Raw genomic sequence first — 20,188 nt, 5'->3', positions numbered from 1 at the left:
GCAGCTGGCGAAATTATTTTAGTTTTTGGAAGTGATGTACGGAGCACAAGAGCAATGAAATTACCGATTTATCTGGATTACTCAGCAACGACGCCGGTTGACCCGCGCGTTGCTGAGAAGATGATGCAGTTTTTGACCCTGGACGGCACTTTCGGCAACCCGGCTTCCCGTTCCCACCGTTTCGGTTGGCAGGCGGAAGAGGCGGTAGACATCGCCCGTAACCAAATCGCCGAACTGGTGGGCGCCGACCCGCGCGAAATCGTCTTCACCTCCGGGGCGACCGAATCCGACAACCTGGCGATCAAAGGCGCTGCCAATTTCTACCAGAAAAAAGGCAAGCACATCATCACCAGCAAAACCGAACACAAAGCCGTGCTGGACACCTGCCGTCAGCTGGAGCGCGAAGGGTTCGAAGTGACCTATCTGGCGCCGCAGAGCAACGGCATCATCAGCCTGCAGGATCTCGAAGCGGCGCTGCGCGATGACACCATCCTGGTCTCCATCATGCACGTCAACAACGAGATCGGCGTGGTGCAGGACATCGAAGCGATCGGCGAAATGTGCCGCGCGCGCGGTATCATTTACCACGTTGACGCCACCCAGAGCGTGGGCAAACTGCCTATCGATCTGAGCAAGCTGAAAGTCGACCTGATGTCGTTCTCCGGCCACAAAATCTATGGCCCGAAAGGCATCGGCGCGCTGTACGTGCGCCGCAAGCCGCGCATCCGCATCGAAGCGCAGGTACACGGCGGCGGTCACGAGCGCGGCATGCGTTCCGGCACCCTGCCTGTCCACCAGATCGTCGGCATGGGCGAAGCTTACCGCATCGCCAAAGAAGAGATGACCGAAGAGATGGCGCGTCTGCGCACCCTGCGCGATCGTCTGTGGAACGGCGTGAAAGATATGGAAGAAGTGTATCTGAACGGCGATCTGGAGCACGGCGCACCGAACATCCTGAACGTCAGCTTCAACTACGTTGAAGGCGAGTCGCTGATCATGGCGCTGAAAGACCTGGCCGTTTCCTCCGGTTCAGCCTGTACCTCCGCCAGCCTCGAGCCGTCCTACGTGCTGCGCGCGCTGGGCATGAGCGATGAATTGGCGCACAGCTCGATCCGTTTCTCCCTGGGGCGTTTCACCACGGAAGAAGAGATCGACTACACCATTCAACTGGTGCGTAAATCCATCGGCCGTCTGCGCGATCTGTCTCCGCTGTGGGAGATGTTCAAGCAGGGCGTGGACATCAACAGCATCGAATGGGCGCATCATTAATTCTCAGGTTTCAGGAGCAAGGTCATGGCTTACAGCGAAAAAGTAATCGATCATTATGAAAACCCGCGCAACGTGGGTTCCTTCGACAACGAAGATCCTACCGTCGGCAGCGGCATGGTAGGGGCGCCAGCTTGCGGCGACGTCATGAAGCTGCAAATCAAGGTTAACGATGAAGGCATCATCGAAGACGCGCGCTTTAAAACTTACGGCTGCGGTTCCGCCATCGCCTCCAGCTCGCTGGTGACCGAATGGATGAAAGGCAAGTCGCTGGATCAGGCTGAAGCGATCAAAAACACCCAGATCGCCGAAGAGTTGGAATTGCCGCCGGTCAAAATTCACTGCTCGATCCTGGCTGAAGACGCCATCAAAGCAGCGATTGCCGACTATAAGAGCAAGCATAGCGCCGAGTAATTTGTCTGAGTCGGCCCGGCCACGCCGGGCTTTGATTTGAAGTGTGAGGTTGTGATGTCTATTACCATGAGCGACAGCGCTGCGCAGCGTGTTCAGGCGTTTTTGACGAACCGCGGCAAGGGTCTCGGCCTGCGTCTGGGAGTGCGAACTTCCGGCTGCTCCGGAATGGCCTACGTGCTGGAATTTGTTGACGAAGCCAACGATGACGACATCGTGTTTGAAGACAAAGGCATCAAGGTGATCATCGACGGCAAGAGCCTGGTTTACCTTGACGGCACCGAGCTTGATTTCGTTAAGGAAGGCCTGAACGAAGGCTTCAAGTTCAACAACCCGAACGTCTCAAGCGAATGCGGCTGCGGCGAGAGTTTCAACGTCTGACAGTCCATCGTGCTCCCCCGTTTCGGCGGGGGAACTTCATCCGCTAACGCCCAGAGCACGCTATGGATTACTTTACTTTATTCGGGCTGCCAGTTCGCTACACCGTGGACGGCAGCCTGCTTGCGTCCCGCTTCCAGGATCTGCAGCGCCAATTTCACCCCGATCGTTTCGCCAACCAGCCGGAGCGCGAACGCCTGATGGCGTTGCAGCAGGCGGCGACCATCAACGAAGCCTACCATGCGCTGAAGCACCCGTTAAAACGCGCGGAGTATATGCTATCTTTGCACGGCTTCGATCTGGGCAACGAACAGCATACGATGCGCGACACCGCGTTCCTGATGGAACAGCTGGAACTGCGCGAAGAGCTCGACGCCATTGAGCGCAAGCCGGAGGCGGAAAGCCTGCTGGCCGATTTCGGCGCGCGGCTGGCCGCCTCCATCAAACAGCGCAGTGCGCTGATGCTGCAGCAGCTGGACGGCGAGCAGTGGGCGGACGCCGCCGACACCGTGCGCAAGCTGCGCTTTTTGGACAAACTCCAGCAACAGGTTGAACAACTCGAAGAAAAACTGCTGGGTTTTGAGTAACACCTTCTGATTCTGATTGTGGAAGCTTCAACATGGCCTTATTACAAATTAGTGAGCCTGGCCTCAGCGCCGCGCCGCACCAGCGACGCTTGGCCGCCGGCATCGACTTAGGCACCACCAACTCGCTGGTCGCCACGGTGCGCAGCGGGCAAGCGGAAACGCTGGCCGACGAACAGGGCCGCCATTTGCTGCCTTCGGTGGTGCATTATCAGGCGGACGCGCAGCGCGTCGGCTGGGAGGCGCGCCAACAGGCGGCGCAGGATCCGGCCAATACCGTCAGCTCCATCAAGCGCATGATGGGTCGCTCGTTGGCGGACGTGCAGCAGCGTTACCCGAACCTGCCGTATCAATTCCAGGCCAGCGACAACGGCCTGCCGCTGATCGTCACCGCCGCCGGCCCGGTTAACCCGGTCGGCGTCTCCGCCGATATCCTGCGAGCCCTGTCCGCGCGCGCGCAAGCGGCGCTGGAAGGGGAGCTGGATGGCGTGGTGATCACCGTTCCCGCCTACTTCGACGACGCGCAGCGCCAGGGCACCAAAGACGCGGCGCGTCTGGCCGGCCTGCACGTCCTGCGCCTGCTGAACGAACCGACCGCGGCAGCGATCGCCTACGGGCTGGACTCCGGCCAGGAAGGGGTGATCGCGGTTTACGATCTGGGCGGCGGCACCTTTGATATCTCCATTCTGCGCCTCAGCCGCGGCGTGTTCGAAGTGCTGGCCACCGGCGGCGATTCCGCGCTGGGCGGCGACGACTTCGATCACCTGCTGGCCGACTGGCTGCGCGAGCAGGCCGGCGTGGCCGATCGCAGCGACCACGGCGTGCAGCGCCAACTGCTGGACGCCGCCATCGCCGCTAAAATCGCGTTGAGCGATGCCGACAGCGTGCGCGTCGAGGTGGCCGGCTGGCAGGGCGAGGTGACCCGCGCCCAGTTCGAAGCGCTGATCGCTCCGCTGGTGAAACGCACGCTGATGGCCTGCCGCCGCGCGCTGAAAGACGCCGGCGTCGCCGCCGACGAGGTGCTGGAAGCGGTGATGGTCGGCGGTTCCACCCGCGTGCCGCTGGTGCGTGAGCAGGTGGGGGCCTTCTTCGGCCGTACGCCGCTGACGTCGATCGATCCGGATAAAGTGGTCGCCATCGGCGCCGCGATCCAGGCCGACATTCTGGTGGGCAACAAGCCGGACAGCGACATGCTGCTGCTGGACGTGATCCCGCTGTCGCTGGGCCTCGAAACCATGGGCGGTCTGGTGGAGAAAGTGATCCCGCGCAACACCACCATTCCGGTGGCGCGCGCGCAGGAATTCACCACCTTTAAAGACGGCCAAAGCGCGATGATGATCCACGTGCTGCAGGGCGAGCGCGAGCTGGTGCAGGACTGCCGTTCGCTGGCGCGTTTCACGCTGCGCGGCCTGCCGCCGCTGCCTGCCGGGGGCGCGCACATTCGCGTCACCTTCCAGGTGGATGCCGACGGTCTGCTGAGCGTCACCGCGATGGAGAAATCCACCGGCGTGGAAGCCTCGATCCAGGTGAAGCCGTCGTACGGCCTGTCGGACAGCGAAATCGCCGGCATGATCAAGGATTCGATGGCCAACGCGCAAAGCGACGTGGGCGCGCGCAAGCTGGCGGAGCAACGCGTGGAAGCCGCGCGGGTGCTGGAAAGCCTGCAGGGCGCGCTGGCCAGCGACGCCGCGCTGCTGAGCGAGGCGGAAAGCCAGGCGATCGCCGCCGCGACCCAGGCGTTGCAGCAGGCGGTGCAGGGGGAAGATCCCGCCGCTATCGAAGACGCCATCAAAACATTAGATGCACAAACGCAAGATTTTGCCGCGCGCCGCATGGACGCTTCCATTCGCCGCGCGCTGGCTGGCCATTCTGTGGATGAGGTTTAACCATGCCTAAAATTGTTTTCCTGCCCCATCAAGATCTTTGCCCGGAAGGGGCGGTTCTGGAAGCTGAAAAAGGGGAGTCGATCCTCAACGTTGCGCTGCGCAACGGCATTGAAATCGAGCACGCCTGCGAGAAATCCTGCGCCTGCACCACCTGCCACTGCATCGTGCGTGAAGGCTTCGATTCGCTTGAAGAGAGCAGCGAGCTGGAAGACGACATGCTGGACAAGGCCTGGGGGCTGGAGCCGGAAAGCCGCCTGAGCTGCCAGGCGCTGGTCGCCGACGAAGATCTGGTGGTCGAAATGCCGCGCTACACCGTCAACCACGCGCGTGAGCATTAATTGTTAGCCGCAGCGCCAACCCGGAGATCATAATGGGACTGAAGTGGACCGACAGCCGAGAAATCGGCGAAGCCCTGTACGACCAATACCCGGACACCGATCCGAAAACCGTGCGTTTTACCGACATGCATCAGTGGATCTGCGATCTGGAAGAGTTCGACGACGATCCGCAGGCTTCCAACGAAAAAATACTGGAAGCGATCCTGCTGGTCTGGTTAGATGAAGCGGAGTAAATAGCGTAACGGGCTGCCATGGGCGGCCCGTTTATTTTGTATCCGACATACCCGTCGTCTTTCAAACCGCAGCGTTGTTACCTGCACGTAGTTACGTGGCCCATCCGTGGGCCACGCCCCAAGGGGCCGCTGCGAGCAGCGTTCAAATCTGCTCCCGGCAGATTTGTCTTACCCCAGTCACTTACCTGAGTAAGCTCCTGGGGATGAGATCGCTGGGCGCCTAGCTGCAATTTGAAATCCATAGGGTATGCAATAAAGCCCTAATGAAATAATAAAGGGAACATCCGGAGTAAGAAGGCTATGACAACAGAATTCATGCAGGTCACGCTGTCGCAACAATCTGCCGACGCCCGCTGGGGCGAAAAAGCGCTGCTCAGCACCAACGGCGAAGGGATGACCATCCACCTGACCGGCACCGACAAGCTGGGCGCGATCCAGCGTGCGGGCCGCAAAATTGACGGTCAGGGCATCAAAAACGTCAAGCTGGCCGGCGACGGTTGGGACTTGGAAAACAGCTGGGCGTTTTGGCAGGGTTACCGCGGGCCGAAAGGGCAGCGCAACGTCGAATGGGCCGAGCTGCCGGAAGCCGCACGTCAGGAGTTGGATAAGCGCCTGAAGATCGTAGACTGGGTGCGCGACACCATCAATATGCCGGCGGAAGATCTGGGGCCAGAGCAGCTGGCGACCCGCGCCGTTGATCTGATGTGCGACGTCGGCTGCGATGCCGTCAGCTATCGCATCACCAAGGGCGAAGATCTGCGCGAGCAGAACTATGCCGGCATTCACACCGTCGGCCGCGGCTCCGAGCGCCCGCCGGTGCTGCTGGCGCTGGACTTCAACCCGACCGGTAACCCGGACGCGCCGGTGTTCGCTTGCCTGGTCGGCAAGGGCATCACCTTCGATACCGGCGGTTATAGCCTGAAGCAGAGCGCCTTTATGGACTCGATGAAGGCTGACATGGGCGGCGCGGCCACCATCACCGGCGCCCTGGCGCTGGCGGCGGCGCGCGGCCTGAAGCAGCGCGTGAAGCTGTACCTGTGCTGCGCCGACAACATGGTCAGCGGCAACGCCTTCAAACTGGGCGACATCATTCGCTACCGCAACGGCAAAACCGTTGAGGTGATGAACACCGATGCGGAAGGGCGCCTGGTGCTGGCCGACGGCCTGATCGACGCTTCTGAGCAGAATCCGCAGCTGATTATCGACTGCGCGACCCTGACCGGCGCGGCCAAAACCGCGGTCGGCAACGACTACCACGCGCTGTTCAGCTTCGACGACGCGCTGGCGCAAGAGTTGCTCAGCAGCGCCGCCGCCGAGCAAGAGCCGTTCTGGCGTCTGCCGCTGGCCGAGTTCCACCGCAGCCAGCTGCCGTCCAACTTCGCCGAGCTGAACAACGTGGCCGGCCCGGCCTACACCGCCGGCGCCAGCACCGCGGCGGCCTTCCTGTCGCACTTCGTCAAGAACTACCAGCAAGGCTGGCTGCACATCGACTGTTCCGCCACCTACCGCAAAGGCGCGGTGGATCAGTGGTCGGCCGGCGCGACCGGTTTGGGCGTGCGCACCCTGGCTAATCTGCTGCTGAGCAAAGCCAAATAATTGAACGCCCGCCGCGTCGGGGGCTAGAATGCGCATTATCTTCGGGGCCCAGCATGCTGGGCCTCGCTATTTTATCCCTGGAGTTTGCCATGAGTGCCCATCATCACGATGCCGCCCCGAGCGAGAACGAACTTGAACGCCTGCTGAAGCTGGCGGTGACGGAGCCGGCCCACCGCCCGGCGTTCTTCCGTGAACTGCTCGACGCCACGGTGCTGATCCTCGGCGACAGCGAGCAGGTGCAGCAGGACGGCGACATCGCGCTGAACGCGGATACGCCGGTCAATATCCAGCATTGGGAGAAGCAGGACGGCGGCAGCATCATTCCGTTCTTCACCTCGCTGGAAGCGCTGCAGAAAGCCGTTGAGGACGAACAGCCGTTCATCGCCATGCCGGCGCGGGTGCTGTTCGAAATCACCCAGGGTGCGGATCTGTTCCTCAACCCGAAGGCGGAGTACGGCAAGGAGTTCTATCCGGAAGAGGTGGCGATGCTGCTGGCGACCGGCGGCGTCGTCAAACCGGTGGAGCATTACGTCGACAAAGAGACCCAAATCCTGCTGGGGCAGCCCGAAGAGTATCCGTCGGCGATGGTGGATGCGTTGACCACGCTGTTCAGCCAGCGCAAGCCGGTGCGCCGCGCGTTTCTGGCGCTGATGCACGATCAGGCGGCGGACGAGAAGCCGAATCTGCTGATCGGGCTGGAAGTGGACGCCGAGCCGGCGGAGATCGAGGCGTTGATCAACGAGGCCGGCAGCGTCGCCAGCGAAACGGCGCCGAACGACGAACCGGTGGATTTCTGCCTGGTGTCGGAGAACGAGCGCGGCATCAGCCACTATCTGATCTCCCATACGCAGCCGTTTTATCAGCGCCGCTGGGGCAGCTGGCTGCGCAATTTGATCCCGTCTACCGACAAGACCCAGTAGCGCCGCCGCGTGGTCGAAAATGAATCATGAAGATCATATTTTTTTAATGAAATGTTGATTTTCCCGTAGGCAAGCGTTAACGGCGCACATATAATCTGCGCCACTTGAGAAGGCCGGCAACATTGCAGACCGGCCTGTTTTGGAAGTCATACAGAGGCCATCATGACCGTAGAACGTACCTTTTCCATCGTTAAACCAAACGCTGTAGCCAACAACGACATCGGCGCTATCTACGCTCGTTTCGAGCGCGCCGGTTTCAAAATCATCGCCGCTAAAATGCTGCGTCTGACTCGCGAGCAAGCTGAAGGCTTCTACGCTGAGCACAAAGGCCGCCCATTCTTCGACGGTCTGGTTGAATTCATGACCTCCGGCCCAATCATGGTGCAGGTTCTGGAATCTGAAAACGCCGTGCAGCGCAACCGCGACATCATGGGTGCAACCAACCCGGACAACGCGCTGGCCGGTACCCTGCGTGCCGACTACGCGGACAGCTTCACCGCTAACGCCGTTCACGGTTCCGACTCCGTTGAATCCGCACAGCGCGAAATCGCTTACTTCTTCAACGAAAGCGAAATCTGCGCACGTTAATCGTGCCGTTGCTGATAGCCAGGCATTCACCGGCTGAAACAATAAAAATGCCCTGAATGCCTTTCAGCCGTAGCCACCCGCTACTAAAATTTGTACAATGCCGCGCCCCTGATAAGACGACTTGTCAGGGGCGTGTTTTTAGTGCCGCCACCCGAATCATGCGGGCTGAAATGCACAACTTACTGTCCATTCTTTAGCGCCATAACGTGTAATAACGAGGCCAGAGATCATTATGTTAGAACCCATCACGTCCGAGCACACCGTGTCTGAAAATAATTCGCTGACTACCCCCTCCGTTAACGTGGAGCAACCGGCTGCGGCCAAAATCAACCTGCTGGACCTGAACCGCCAGCAAATGCGCGAGTTCTTCGCCGAAATGGGCGAGAAACCGTTCCGCGCCGATCAGGTGATGAAGTGGATTTACCACTACTGCTGCGACGATTTCGAGCAGATGACCGACATCAACAAAGTCCTGCGCGGCAAGCTGCAGCGCGTGGCGGAAATCCGCGCGCCGGAAGTGGCGGAAGAACAGCGTTCGGCCGACGGCACCATCAAGTGGGCGATTAAAGTCGGCGATCAGCAGGTCGAAACCGTGTACATCCCGGAAGCCGACCGCGCGACGCTGTGCGTCTCCTCGCAGGTGGGCTGCGCGCTGGAGTGCAAATTCTGTTCGACGGCGCAGCAGGGCTTCAACCGCAACCTGCGTGTGTCGGAAATCATCGGCCAGGTGTGGCGCGCGGCGAAAATCATCGGCGCGCTGAAGGTGACCGGCCAACGCCCGATCACCAACGTGGTAATGATGGGGATGGGCGAGCCGCTGCTCAACCTGAACAACGTGGTGCCGGCGATGGAAATCATGCTGGACGACTTCGGCTTTGGCCTGTCCAAACGCCGCGTGACCCTGTCTACCTCCGGCGTGGTGCCGGCGCTGGACAAGCTGGGCGACATGATCGACGTGGCGCTGGCGATCTCGCTGCACGCGCCGAACGACACCATCCGCGATGAGATCGTGCCGATCAACCGCAAGTACAACATCGAGACCTTCCTGTCCGCGGTGCGTCGCTATTTGGAGAAATCCAACGCCAACCAGGGCCGCGTGACCGTCGAGTACGTGATGCTGGATCATATCAACGACAGCACCGACGATGCGCATCAGCTGGCGGAAGTGCTGAAAGACACGCCGTGCAAGATCAACCTGATCCCATGGAACCCGTTCCCGGGCGCCCCTTACGGCCGCAGCTCCAACAGCCGGGTGGATCGTTTCTCCAAGGTGTTGATGGAATACGGCTTTACGACTATTGTTCGTAAAACCCGTGGTGACGATATCGACGCCGCCTGCGGGCAACTGGCGGGTGAAGTGATCGACCGTACCAAGCGTACCCTGAAGAAGAAAATGGCCGGGGAACCTATCAACGTACGGGCGGTCTGAATCCTATAGCACCATTTTTTGTTATCTAACAGCCTGTTATGCGAAAGCGTATCGCTGGCGGGCGTTAGCTGACGGCCGATAAGGAAATGAATGCGGGCATGAAGCTGAAACTGTGGGGTGTGTGGCTGGCGGCCGGGTTGTTGGCCGGGTGTTCCGGTTCAGCGCCGGAAAAGGAAGCACAAGTCTCTGAGGCGGGCCAGACGCGGTTGCAGCTGGGCCTGGAGTACCTGCAGCAAGGCGACATGGACGCCGCGCGCCAGAACCTGGAAAAGGCGTTGGACGCGGCCCCGCAGGATTACCGCACGCAGTTGGGCATGGCGCTCTATGAGCAGCGGATCGGTGAAAATGCCGCGGCCGAACAGCGTTATCGGCAGGCGCTCAAACTTGCGCCGGGCAATGGCACCGTATTGAATAATTACGGTGCGTTTCTTTGCGGTTTAGGGCAGTATGTACCGGCGCAACAGCAGTTTAGCGCTGCGGCGCTGGTGCCCGATTATGGCCAGGTCGCCGACAGCCTGGAAAACGCAGGTTACTGTTTTCTCAAGGCCGGACAAAACGATGAGGCGCGCACGCTGTTGAGCCGCGCGCTGAAAGTCGATCCGGACAAAGGCACTCCGCTGTTGGCGGAGGCCGAAAAGCAATTTGGAGAAGGGAAGCGCGCCCAGTCGCAACTTTTATTGGATGTTTATCAGCATGTTCTGCCGGCCAGCGCCAGCAGCTTATGGTTACAGATTCGTTTCGCCGCGTTAGCCGGCCGTCAGGATAGCGTTCAACGCTATGGCAAGCAGCTAGCGCGAAGTTTTCCACAATCCAAACAGTACCAGCAGTTCTTAGCTAATGAATACTGAAGCCTCCCAAGATAAAACCGTATCCATGACGACGGGCCAGCGCCTGCGTCAGGCCCGTGAGCAACTCGGGCTGAGCCAACAGACCGTTGCAGAACGCCTGTGTCTCAAAATGTCCACCGTGCGCGATATCGAGGAAGACAGCGTGTCCGCTGACCTCGCGTCCACCTTCGTGCGCGGCTACATCCGTTCCTACGCCAAGCTGGTGCATTTGCCGGAAGACGAACTGCTGCCGATGCTGGCCAAGCAGGCGCCGTTGAAGATGGCGAAAGTGGCGCCGATGCAAAGCTTCTCGCTGGGCAAGCGCCGCAAGAAACGCGACGGCTGGCTGATGAGCTTCACCTGGCTTATCGTGTTCGTGGTGATCGGCCTGACCGGCGCCTGGTGGTGGCAAAACCACAAGGCCCAGCAGGAAGAGATCGCCACCATGGCCGATCAGTCCTCCGCGCAGCTTTCGCAGAATAACGAAGGGCAGTCCGTGCCGCTGACCGACGGCAATGCCGATGCCGGCACCAACGTGCCGTTGACCGACAACAGCGCCGCGCCGGCCGATACTGGCGCAGCGGCTCAGGCGCCGGCGGCGACCGCCCAGGCGCCGAGCGCGGCTCAGCAGCAGCCTGCCGTGGTGTCGCCAAGCCAGACCACCCTGCCGGAAACCGCGCCGGCGGCACAAGCGCCGTTGCCGACCGCCGATGCGGGCGTGGCTGCGCCGGCGGCCGATCCGAATGCGCTGGTGATGGATTTCTCCGCCGACTGCTGGCTGCAGGTGACCGACGCGAGCGGTAAGACGCTTTTCAGCGGCACCCAGAAGCAGGGCGGCAAGCTGAACCTGACCGGCACTGCGCCGTATAAACTGACCATCGGCGCGCCGGCGGCAGTTCAGATCCAGTATCAGGGTAAACCGGTTGATTTAAGCCGGTTCGTTAAGTCAAACCGTGTTGCTCGCCTGACCGTCGCCGCGCAGTAATCGCGCGGCACCGGTCGTGATGTCAGAGCAGCAATGGAGAGTAAGTAATGCATAACCAAGCGCCCATCAACCGTCGAAAATCTACACGCATTTACGTCGGCAAGGTGCCTATTGGTGATGGCGCGCCGATTGCCGTGCAGTCGATGACCAACACCCGTACCACCGATGTTGAAGCAACGGTTAATCAGATTAAAGCGCTGGAGCGCGTGGGCGTCGACATCGTCCGCGTTTCGGTTCCTACCATGGACGCCGCCGAGGCGTTCAAGCTGATCAAGCAGCAGGTCAACGTGCCGCTGGTCGCCGATATCCACTTCGATTATCGCATCGCGCTGCAGGTTGCCGAATACGGCGTAGACTGTCTGCGCATCAACCCGGGCAACATCGGCAACGAATCGCGCATTCGCTCGGTGGTGGACTGCGCCCGCGACAAGAACATCCCGATTCGCATCGGCGTCAACGGCGGCTCGCTGGAGAAAGACCTGCAGGAAAAGTACGGCGAACCTACGCCGGAAGCGCTGCTGGAATCCGCCATGCGTCACGTGGACATCCTCGATCGGCTCAACTTCGACCAGTTCAAGGTCAGCGTCAAGGCGTCGGACGTGTTCCTGGCGGTGCAGTCTTACCGCCTGCTGGCCTCGCGCATCGATCAGCCGCTGCATCTGGGCATCACCGAAGCCGGCGGCGCACGCAGCGGGTCGGTCAAATCGGCCATCGGCCTGGGCATGCTGCTGTCTGAAGGCATCGGCGACACCCTGCGCATCTCGCTGGCGGCGGATCCGGTCGAAGAAGTGAAGGTCGGTTTCGATATCCTGAAGTCGCTGCGCATCCGCGCGCGCGGCATCAACTTTATCGCCTGCCCGACCTGTTCGCGTCAGGAGTTCGACGTGATCGGCACGGTGAACGCGCTGGAGCAGCGCCTGGAGGATATCATCACGCCGATGGACGTTTCGATCATCGGCTGCGTGGTGAACGGCCCGGGCGAAGCGCTGGTGTCCACCATGGGCGTGACCGGCGGCCACAAGAAGAGCGGCTTCTATGAAGACGGCGTGCGCCAGAAAGAGCGTTTTGACAACGAACAGATGATCGACCAGCTGGAAGCGAAAATTCGCGCCAAGGCCGCGATGATGGACGAAAGCAACCGCATCACGGTCAATCTGCTGGAAAAATAAGCGTTATCGCTACACGGCGGGCCTGTTGGCCCGCTTGTTTATGAACCTGAAGGGCAGAAAACCGCATCCGCGTTGAATACCGGGCGGCAAAGTCCCTATAATCAGGTTCATTTTTACAGACAACGGACAGAGAACTCACGTGGCAAAGAACATTCAAGCCATTCGCGGCATGAACGACTACCTGCCGGAAGAAACGGCATTATGGCAGCGTATTGAAGGCACCCTCAAGCAGGTGCTGGGCAGCTACGGTTACAGCGAAATCCGGTTGCCGATTGTAGAGCAGACCCCGTTATTCAAACGCGCGATCGGTGAAGTGACCGACGTCGTGGAAAAAGAGATGTATACCTTCGAAGACCGCAACGGCGAAAGCCTGACGCTGCGTCCGGAAGGGACGGCCGGCTGCGTGCGCGCCGGCATCGAACATGGTCTGCTGTACAATCAGGAACAGCGTCTGTGGTACATCGGCCCGATGTTCCGCTACGAGCGCCCGCAGAAGGGCCGTTACCGTCAGTTCCATCAATTGGGCGCGGAAGTGTTCGGCCTGCAAGGCCCGGACGTCGACGCCGAGCTGATCCTGCTGACGGCCCGCTGGTGGAAAGCGCTGGGCATCGCCGAGCACGTCAAGCTGGAGCTGAACTCCATCGGTTCGCTGGAGGCGCGCGCCAACTACCGCGACGCGCTGGTGGCGTTCCTGGAGCAGCACGTTGAGGTGCTGGACGAAGACTGCAAACGCCGCATGTACAGCAACCCGCTGCGCGTGCTGGACTCCAAGAATCCTGAGGTGCAGGCGCTGTTGAACGACGCGCCGCGCCTGTCCGAGTACCTGGATGAAGAATCCCGTGCTCACTTCGCCGGTCTGTGTGAACTTTTGGCGCAGGCAGGTATCCCATATACCGTTAACGAGCGCCTGGTACGCGGTCTGGATTACTACAACCGCACCGTGTTTGAGTGGGTGACCACCAGCCTGGGCGCGCAGGGCACCGTCTGCGCGGGCGGCCGTTACGACGGCCTGGTCGAGCAATTGGGCGGCCGTGCCACCCCGGCGGTCGGTTTCGCCATGGGCCTCGAGCGCCTGGTGTTGTTGGTGCAGGCGGTTAACCCGGAATTCAAGGCGCCGTCGGCTATCGACGTGTACGTCATCTCTTCCGGCGCGGGCACCCAGAGCGCGGCGATGCAGCTGGCTGAACAGGTGCGCGACGCGGCGCCGCAGCTGAAGCTGATGACCAATTACGGCGGCGGCAACTTCAAGAAGCAGATCACCCGTGCGGACAAATGGGGCGCGCGCATCGCGCTGATCCTGGGTGAGAGCGAAGTGGCGGCGCAGCAGGTGGTGGTGAAAGACCTGCGCAGTGGTGAACAAGAAACGCTGGCGCAAAGCGAAGTCGCTGCGCGTCTGGCTTTGATGTTAGGTTAAGGAGAAGGACACCGTGGAAGTCTATACCACTGAAAACGAACAAGTCGACGCACTGCGTCGGTTCTTTGCCGAGAACGGCAAAGCGCTGGCGGTGGGCGTGGTGCTCGGAATTGGTGCCCTGGTTGGCTGGCGTTACTGGCAGAGCCATGAAAACTCCAACATGATGGCTGCGTCGCAATCCTATCAGGAAGCCAGCGATCGTCTGGCGGCCGGCAAGCCGGATGACGTGGCTGCCGCGGAGAAATTTGTCCAGGCTAACGGTAACAGCTACGGCGTATTGGCCGCGCTGCAGTTGGCCAAGCACTTTGTCGAACAGAATGATTTCGCCAAGGCGGAACAGCAATTGGCGCTGGCGCAGGGCCAGACCAAAGACGACAACCTGTTGGCGATGATCGACCTGCGTCTGGCGCGCGTCCAGCTGCAGGAGAAAAAGCTGGATGAAGCGCTGAAAACGCTGGATGGCGTGAAAGGCGAAGGCTGGGCGGCGATGATGCAGGATGTGCGCGGCGATGTGCTGCTGGCCAAGGGCGACGCCAAGGGCGCGCGCGAAGCTTACAGCAAAGGCATTGAGTCCAACGCTTCTCAGGCGCTGCAGGTTCTGCTGCGCATGAAATTGAATAACTTGTCCAGCTAAGGGGAATTCCCATGCAATTGCGTAAAACACTCTTGGTCGGACTGGTTTCCGCTGCCTTGCTGAGTGGTTGCTCGCTGTTTAACAGCGAAGAAGACGTGGTTACCATGTCGCCGTTGCCGAAAGTTGAAAATCAGTTTACGCCGAGCAAGGCGTGGAGCACCTCGGTGGGCGACGGCATCGGTGAGTATTACTCCCACCTGCGTCCGGCCTATCAGGACAGCACCATTTACGCCGCCGATCGCTTCGGCATCGTGAAAGCGATGGACGCCGACAGCGGCAACGAGAAGTGGAAGGTTAATCTCTCCGAGAAGACCGGCTTCTTCTCCAGCAACCTGTCTGCGCTGCTGTCGGGCGGCCTGACGGTCGCGGGTGACAAGGTTTACGTCGGCAGCGAAAAAGCGGTGGTTTACGCATTGAACACCGCCGACGGCGCCATCGCCTGGCAGACCAAAGTGGCCGGCGAAGCGATCTCCCGTCCGGTTGTCAGCGACGGCATGGTGTTGGTGCACACCTCCAACGGCATGCTGCAGGCGCTGAACGAAGCCGACGGCGCGGTGAAATGGACGGTTAACCTGGACATGCCTTCGCTGTCGCTGCGCGGTGAATCCGCGCCGGCCGTCGCCTTTGGCGCCGCCATCGTCGGCGGTGACAACGGCCGCGTCAGCGCCGTGCTGATGCAGCAGGGCCAACTGATCTGGCAACAGCGTATTTCTCAGCCGAGCGGCGCGACCGAAATCGATCGCCTGAACGACGTGGACACCACGCCGGTGATCGTTGACGGCGTGGTCTACGCGCTGGGCTACAACGGCAACCTGACGGCGCTGGATCTGCGTTCCGGCCAGATTATCTGGAAACGCGAGCTGGGTTCGGTGAACGATTTCATCGTCGACGCGGGCCGCATCTACCTGATCGACCAGAACGATCGCGTAGTCGCGCTCAGCACCGAAGGCGGCGTGACCGTGTGGACGCAGAGCGATCTGCTGCACCGCAACCTGACGCCGCCGGTGATGTATAATGGTTATCTGGTGACCGGTGACGCCGAAGGCTATCTGCACTGGATTAACACCACCGATGGCCGTTTTGTCGCCCAGCAGGAAGTGGACAGCTCCGGCTTCCTGTCTGCGCCGATGGTGGCCGGCGACAAGCTGATCATCCAGGCTCGCGGCGGGAAAGTTTACGCTTTCACCCGCTAACGCCGCTCGTCGCAAGGCTTGAAAACGGCTCCTGAATGTTCAGGGGCCGTTTCGTATTTTTATAAGCTGCACCGCTGGTGTCTATCCACAGTGCAGTAACGCATTGATTATTAAGTAATGAGGCTTCAACAATGATACCTGTCGTCGCGCTGGTCGGGCGCCCGAATGTGGGTAAATCCACCTTGTTCAACCGTTTAACCCATACGCGTGATGCGCTGGTGGCGGATTTCCCGGGGCTGACGCGTGACCGCAAGTATGGTCGTGCTGAAATCGAAGGCAATGAATTCATCATCGTCGATACCGGCGGTATCGACGGCACCGAAGACGGCGTCGAAACGCGCATGGCCGGTCAGTCGCTGCTGGCGATCGAAGAGGCGGACATCGTGCTGTTCATGGTCGACGCCCGCGCCGGCCTGATGCCGGCGGATCAGGGCATCGCCCAGCACCTGCGCAGCCGCCAGAAGGCGACCTTCCTGGTGGCCAACAAGACCGACGGTCTGGATCCGGACACCGCCACCGCCGATTTCTACTCGCTCGGCCTGGGTGAAGTGTTCGCTATCGCCGCTTCCCACGGCCGTGGCGTGACCCAACTGATCGAACACGTGCTGGTGCCGTTCGTGCCGGAAAAACCGGAAGACGTCGAGCTGACCGAGGAAGAGGCCAACGCCGCTTACTGGGCCGAGCAAAACGGCGAAACGCTGGAAGGCGAAGAAGACGAAGAGCCAGAAGAAGCGTTCAACCCGCAGGATCTGCCGATCAAGCTGGCGATCGTCGGCCGTCCGAACGTCGGTAAGTCTACGCTCACTAACCGCATCCTCGGCGAGGAGCGCGTGGTGGTGTATGACATGCCGGGCACTACCCGCGACAGCATCTACATTCCGATGGTGCGTGACGAACGCGAATACGTGCTGATCGACACCGCCGGGGTGCGTAAACGCGGCAAGGTGACTGAAACCGTCGAGAAGTTCTCGGTGATCAAGACCCTGCAGGCGATTGAAGACGCCAACGTGGTGCTGCTGGTGATCGACGCGCGTGAAGGCATCTCCGATCAGGATCTCTCGCTGCTCGGCTTTATCCTCAATAGTGGGCGCTCACTGGTGATTGCGGTCAACAAGTGGGACGGCATGAGCGAAGAAGATCGCGAGCACGTGAAAGAGATGCTCGACCTGCGTCTGGGCTTCGTTGACTTCGCGCGCGTGCACTTCATTTCCGCGCTGCACGGCAGCGGCGTCGGCAACCTGTTCGAATCGGTGCAGGAAGCCTACGAGTGCGCAACCCGCCGCGTAAACACCTCGATGCTGACCAAAATCATGCAGATGGCGGTTGACGATCACCAGCCGCCGTTGGTGCGCGGCCGCCGCGTGAAGCTGAAATATGCTCACGCCGGCGGTTACAACCCGCCGATCGTGGTGATCCACGGCAACCAGGTCAGCGATCTGGCCGATTCGTACAAACGCTACCTGATGAACTACTTCCGCCGCTCGCTGAATGTGATGGGGACGCCGATCCGCATCCAGTTCAAAGAGGGCGACAACCCGTTCGCCGGCAAACGCAACCTGCTGACGCCGACCCAGATGCGTAAGCGCAAGCGCCTGATGAGCCACCTGAAAAAGAGCAAGTAATCGCTCATGAGGGGCGCGGCAGTGATGCCGCGCCCCTTTTTTATTGGCCCGAAATCGTTTTATTATCTGAAGATTACCTCGCCTGACTGAAGGAACACCATGTCCTGGGAAACCTGGAGTTTTGCGTTCAACGTCACCGTGCCGAATCTGCTGATGATGCTGTTGGGGATCCTGCTGCGCCATTGGCGCCTGATGGATGACCGCTTTGTCGACGGCGCGACCCGCCTGGTGTTCAATCTGGCGCTGCCGTGCCTGCTGTTTTTCAGCATCGCCACCAACCATCCGCAGCTGCTCGGCAACCTGCCGCTGGTGCTGTTCGGCGCGGTCGGCACGCTGGCGACCTTCCTGCTCCTGGAGCTGGCCGCCAAGTGGCTGGTGAAAGAACCGCGTGAGCGCGGGGTGTTCGTACAGGGCGGTTTCCGCGCCAATACCGCCATCGTCGGCCTGGCCTACGCCATGACCGCCTACGGCAGCGAAGGCATTGCGCTCGCCTCGCTGTACCTGACGGTGACGGTGATCCTGTTCAACATACTGTCGGTCATCACCCTAACGCGCAGCCTGCAGGGCGGGCAGGGCAAGAAAATCAGCCACCTGTCTTTGCTGCGCAGCATCGTTACCAACCCGCTGATCATCGGCCTGGTGTGCGGGCTGCTGTACGCGCAAACCGGGCTGGGCATCCCGACCGTGATCCGCCAGACCGGCAGCTATATCTCTGCGCTGTCGCTGCCGCTGGCGCTGCTGTGCACCGGCGCCAGCCTGGATTTTCGCGCCATGTTCCGCTCGTCCAACGTGGCGGCGCTGTCGTCGGCGGCCAAGCTGTTTCTGGTGCCGTGCCTGATGACGCTGGCCGGCTGGCTGTGCGGGTTTCAGGGGGCGGCGCTGGGCATTATCTTCCTGTTTTCCGCCACGCCGACCGCGTCGGGCAGCTATGTGATGACGCGCGCCATGGGCGGCAACGCCACGCTGGCGGCCAACATTATCGCCATCACCACCGTCGGTTCGTTCTTCACCACCGCGTTGGGGATTTATTTCTTGCGCTCATGGGGCGCGATTTAACCTGGAGTCGTTATGGAAGCGCACTGTCCGCACTGCCGTCAGACCATGAAGTGGGTAGCGGGTCACTACCATTGTGAAGCTTGCCAGCGCGATTATCGGCAGCTGGCGAGCTGCCCGGAGTGCGGGCAGCCGCTGCAAGAATTGAAAGCCTGCGGGGCGGTGGATTACCTGTGCCAGAACGGGCACGGGCTGATCTCCAAAAAACGGGTGAATTTCAGCTATCAGCCGCTGTAAGCCCTCACTCATCCACCTGGCCGGTTTTCCACAGATCCACCAGCGCCTGCGGCGCGCTGCTTTCCGGGATTAACAGCACGATCTCAGTGCTCAGGGTGGGGCTGGTGTAGTTGATTTGCACGCGGTAGTAGCGCTGGTCGCCGCAGCCGAGGGAGCTGGGCTGGCCTTCTTCCTGCGCATAGGGCAGCGTCTGGTTCAGCAACTGATTCAGGCGCTGCCGCTGCTCCGGCGTGATATCGGCCAGCGCGATGCGGCGCTGGCCCGCCAGTTTGGGAATGTAGGCGAAGCCTCCCTCGCGCGCCAGCTCAATGACCGTATCCTGATTGAGCGTCGGCAGCGGTTTCATTATTCCACCCCCACCTGATGCCAGGCTTGCTGCACCTTGTCCGCCACGCTCTGGTCGAAACGCGCTAGCGCATGTTTCACCGTGGTGCGGGCGAAGGTGGCGAAGTCGGCGTTTTGCGGCAGCGCTTTGTCGCACACCGTGTCATACCAGACGTAACCGGCTTTCTCCCAGGCGAAGCCGCCCAGCGCCGTCGCCGCCAGGTAGAAGGCGCGGTTGGGGATGCCGGAGTTGAGGTGCACGCCGCCGTTGTCTTCCTTGGTCTGGATATAATCCTTCATGCTGGCGGGCTGCGGGTCTTTGCCCAGCAGCGGATCGTCGTAGGCGGTGCCGGGTGCCGACATCGAGCGCAGCCCTTGGCCTTTGATGCCCTCGGCGAGCAGCCCGGCGCCGATCAGCCAGTCGGCTTTATCGGCGGTTTGCTGCAGGTGGAACTGCTTGACCAACGAGCCGAATACGTCGGACAGCGATTCATTGAGCGCCCCGGACTGCTGATAGTAGATCAACCCGGCTTCGCTCTCGGTCACGCCGTGCGCCAGCTCGTGGCCGACCACGTCGATGGCGATGGTGAAACGGTTGAAGATTTCGCCGTCACCGTCGCCGAACACCATCTGCTGGCCGTTCCAGAAGGCGTTCTGGTACTCCTTGCCGTAGTGTACGCTGCCGACCAGCGGCAGCCCCTGGTTATCCAGTGAATTGCGGCGATAGGCCTGCCAGAAGAAATCGTAGGTGACACCGAGGTAGTCGTAGGCTTCGTCCACCGCCACATCGTGGTTGCTGGGCTGGCCCTCTTGGCGCACCTGTTTGCCGGGCAGCTGGGTGCCGTTCTGGGCGTCGTAGATATCGCGGAGCGCTTCGCCGGCTCGGGCGTTTTTCTCGGTCGGCGAACGCAGCGGCTTGTTGCCGAGCAGGCTTTGCACGTGGTTCAGCGTGTGCAGCGCGCAGTCGCGCTGCGGGGCGTTGCCGTGTTCAATGATGCGGCGCAGCATGTAGGGAGGAATGACGGAACGCATGCGCTGGGCTGGCATAGTGGCTCTCCTTAGGCAAAAATTTTACCTCATCGAATGAATGCACTGTGCCTA

Annotated in this window: 22 protein-coding genes; 20 read left to right on the top strand and 2 right to left on the bottom strand. The window is 60.8% G+C overall.

Annotated features, from left to right (window positions below):
* Positions 1-54 precede the first annotated feature (54 nt).
* From iscS to ACJ8IN_RS14445, 20 genes are all read left to right on the top strand, one after another.
* Positions 55-1,269 (top strand): cysteine desulfurase, encoded by a 1,215-nt coding sequence (iscS, locus tag ACJ8IN_RS14540; RefSeq protein WP_016929764.1) that lies wholly within the window; start codon positions 55-57, stop codon positions 1,267-1,269.
* 24 nt (positions 1,270-1,293) lie between these two features.
* The gene (iscU, locus tag ACJ8IN_RS14535; RefSeq protein ID WP_033635600.1) at positions 1,294-1,680 is read left to right on the top strand and encodes a Fe-S cluster assembly scaffold IscU; all 387 of its coding nucleotides are present in this window, start codon (positions 1,294-1,296) and stop codon (positions 1,678-1,680) included.
* A gap of 54 nt (positions 1,681-1,734) precedes the next feature.
* On the top strand, positions 1,735-2,058 hold the full coding sequence (iscA, locus tag ACJ8IN_RS14530) for an iron-sulfur cluster assembly protein IscA (protein WP_004941410.1): 324 nt from the start codon (positions 1,735-1,737) through the stop codon (positions 2,056-2,058).
* A 62-nt stretch (positions 2,059-2,120) separates the two neighbouring features.
* A complete protein-coding gene (gene hscB, locus ACJ8IN_RS14525; protein ID WP_060423887.1) occupies positions 2,121-2,642 on the top strand; it encodes a co-chaperone HscB in 522 nt (173 codons plus the stop codon).
* 32 nt (positions 2,643-2,674) lie between these two features.
* Positions 2,675-4,525: a Fe-S protein assembly chaperone HscA gene (gene hscA / locus ACJ8IN_RS14520; RefSeq protein WP_033654281.1), complete on the top strand. Its 1,851-nt coding sequence runs from the start codon at positions 2,675-2,677 to the stop codon at positions 4,523-4,525.
* A gap of 2 nt (positions 4,526-4,527) precedes the next feature.
* Positions 4,528-4,863, top strand: a complete 336-nt coding sequence (gene fdx, locus ACJ8IN_RS14515; protein ID WP_004941417.1) for an ISC system 2Fe-2S type ferredoxin — start codon at positions 4,528-4,530, stop codon at positions 4,861-4,863.
* A gap of 32 nt (positions 4,864-4,895) precedes the next feature.
* Positions 4,896-5,096 (top strand): Fe-S cluster assembly protein IscX, encoded by a 201-nt coding sequence (gene iscX / locus ACJ8IN_RS14510; protein WP_006327336.1) that lies wholly within the window; start codon positions 4,896-4,898, stop codon positions 5,094-5,096.
* A 300-nt stretch (positions 5,097-5,396) separates the two neighbouring features.
* Entirely contained in the window at positions 5,397-6,692 is a 1,296-nt protein-coding gene (gene pepB, locus ACJ8IN_RS14505) for an aminopeptidase PepB (RefSeq protein ID WP_060423889.1), read from the top strand.
* An 89-nt stretch (positions 6,693-6,781) separates the two neighbouring features.
* Complete coding sequence (gene sseB / locus ACJ8IN_RS14500) at positions 6,782-7,612, top strand: enhanced serine sensitivity protein SseB (RefSeq protein ID WP_033635596.1); 831 nt, start codon at positions 6,782-6,784, stop codon at positions 7,610-7,612.
* A gap of 162 nt (positions 7,613-7,774) precedes the next feature.
* Complete coding sequence (ndk, locus tag ACJ8IN_RS14495) at positions 7,775-8,200, top strand: nucleoside-diphosphate kinase (RefSeq protein ID WP_004941424.1); 426 nt, start codon at positions 7,775-7,777, stop codon at positions 8,198-8,200.
* A 232-nt stretch (positions 8,201-8,432) separates the two neighbouring features.
* The gene (locus ACJ8IN_RS14490; RefSeq protein ID WP_004941426.1) at positions 8,433-9,629 is read left to right on the top strand and encodes a bifunctional tRNA (adenosine(37)-C2)-methyltransferase TrmG/ribosomal RNA large subunit methyltransferase RlmN; all 1,197 of its coding nucleotides are present in this window, start codon (positions 8,433-8,435) and stop codon (positions 9,627-9,629) included.
* A 98-nt stretch (positions 9,630-9,727) separates the two neighbouring features.
* On the top strand, positions 9,728-10,477 hold the full coding sequence (gene pilW / locus ACJ8IN_RS14485) for a type IV pilus biogenesis/stability protein PilW (protein WP_060423976.1): 750 nt from the start codon (positions 9,728-9,730) through the stop codon (positions 10,475-10,477).
* The gene (gene rodZ, locus ACJ8IN_RS14480; protein ID WP_004941432.1) at positions 10,467-11,441 is read left to right on the top strand and encodes a cytoskeleton protein RodZ; all 975 of its coding nucleotides are present in this window, start codon (positions 10,467-10,469) and stop codon (positions 11,439-11,441) included. Before pilW ends, rodZ begins: the two co-directional genes overlap by 11 nt.
* Positions 11,442-11,488: 47 nt before the next feature.
* Positions 11,489-12,610 (top strand): flavodoxin-dependent (E)-4-hydroxy-3-methylbut-2-enyl-diphosphate synthase, encoded by a 1,122-nt coding sequence (gene ispG, locus ACJ8IN_RS14475; RefSeq protein ID WP_016929756.1) that lies wholly within the window; start codon positions 11,489-11,491, stop codon positions 12,608-12,610.
* A gap of 139 nt (positions 12,611-12,749) precedes the next feature.
* Positions 12,750-14,024 (top strand): histidine--tRNA ligase, encoded by a 1,275-nt coding sequence (gene hisS / locus ACJ8IN_RS14470; protein ID WP_033635593.1) that lies wholly within the window; start codon positions 12,750-12,752, stop codon positions 14,022-14,024.
* Positions 14,025-14,037: 13 nt separating this feature from the next.
* Positions 14,038-14,658: a YfgM family protein gene (locus tag ACJ8IN_RS14465; protein WP_033635592.1), complete on the top strand. Its 621-nt coding sequence runs from the start codon at positions 14,038-14,040 to the stop codon at positions 14,656-14,658.
* A gap of 11 nt (positions 14,659-14,669) precedes the next feature.
* Positions 14,670-15,851: an outer membrane protein assembly factor BamB gene (gene bamB, locus ACJ8IN_RS14460; protein ID WP_033635590.1), complete on the top strand. Its 1,182-nt coding sequence runs from the start codon at positions 14,670-14,672 to the stop codon at positions 15,849-15,851.
* A 131-nt stretch (positions 15,852-15,982) separates the two neighbouring features.
* Complete coding sequence (gene der, locus ACJ8IN_RS14455) at positions 15,983-17,473, top strand: ribosome biogenesis GTPase Der (RefSeq protein WP_004941442.1); 1,491 nt, start codon at positions 15,983-15,985, stop codon at positions 17,471-17,473.
* Positions 17,474-17,572: 99 nt separating this feature from the next.
* Positions 17,573-18,529, top strand: a complete 957-nt coding sequence (locus ACJ8IN_RS14450) for an AEC family transporter (RefSeq protein ID WP_033648913.1) — start codon at positions 17,573-17,575, stop codon at positions 18,527-18,529.
* A gap of 12 nt (positions 18,530-18,541) precedes the next feature.
* Positions 18,542-18,763 (top strand): zinc ribbon domain-containing protein, encoded by a 222-nt coding sequence (locus ACJ8IN_RS14445; RefSeq protein WP_033635588.1) that lies wholly within the window; start codon positions 18,542-18,544, stop codon positions 18,761-18,763.
* A 4-nt stretch (positions 18,764-18,767) separates the two neighbouring features.
* Here the strand turns inward: ACJ8IN_RS14445 and ACJ8IN_RS14440 are convergent, their stop codons facing one another.
* Together ACJ8IN_RS14440 and ACJ8IN_RS14435 are read right to left on the bottom strand one after the other, a co-directional pair.
* On the bottom strand, positions 18,768-19,109 hold the full coding sequence (locus ACJ8IN_RS14440; RefSeq protein WP_060423892.1) for a protealysin inhibitor emfourin: 342 nt from the start codon (positions 19,107-19,109) through the stop codon (positions 18,768-18,770).
* Entirely contained in the window at positions 19,109-20,134 is a 1,026-nt protein-coding gene (locus tag ACJ8IN_RS14435) for a M4 family metallopeptidase (protein ID WP_060423895.1), read from the bottom strand. The genes ACJ8IN_RS14440 and ACJ8IN_RS14435 overlap by 1 nt, the downstream gene beginning before the upstream one ends.
* Positions 20,135-20,188: the final 54 nt, after the last annotated feature.

Origin of the sequence: Serratia sp. CY31944, from assembly GCF_052169175.1 — a bacterium.
GTDB classification, from domain to species: domain Bacteria; phylum Pseudomonadota; class Gammaproteobacteria; order Enterobacterales; family Enterobacteriaceae; genus Serratia; species Serratia sarumanii.
The sequence above is the reverse complement of the archived record's forward strand: the minus strand, read 5'-3'. Positions and strand labels throughout refer to the sequence as shown.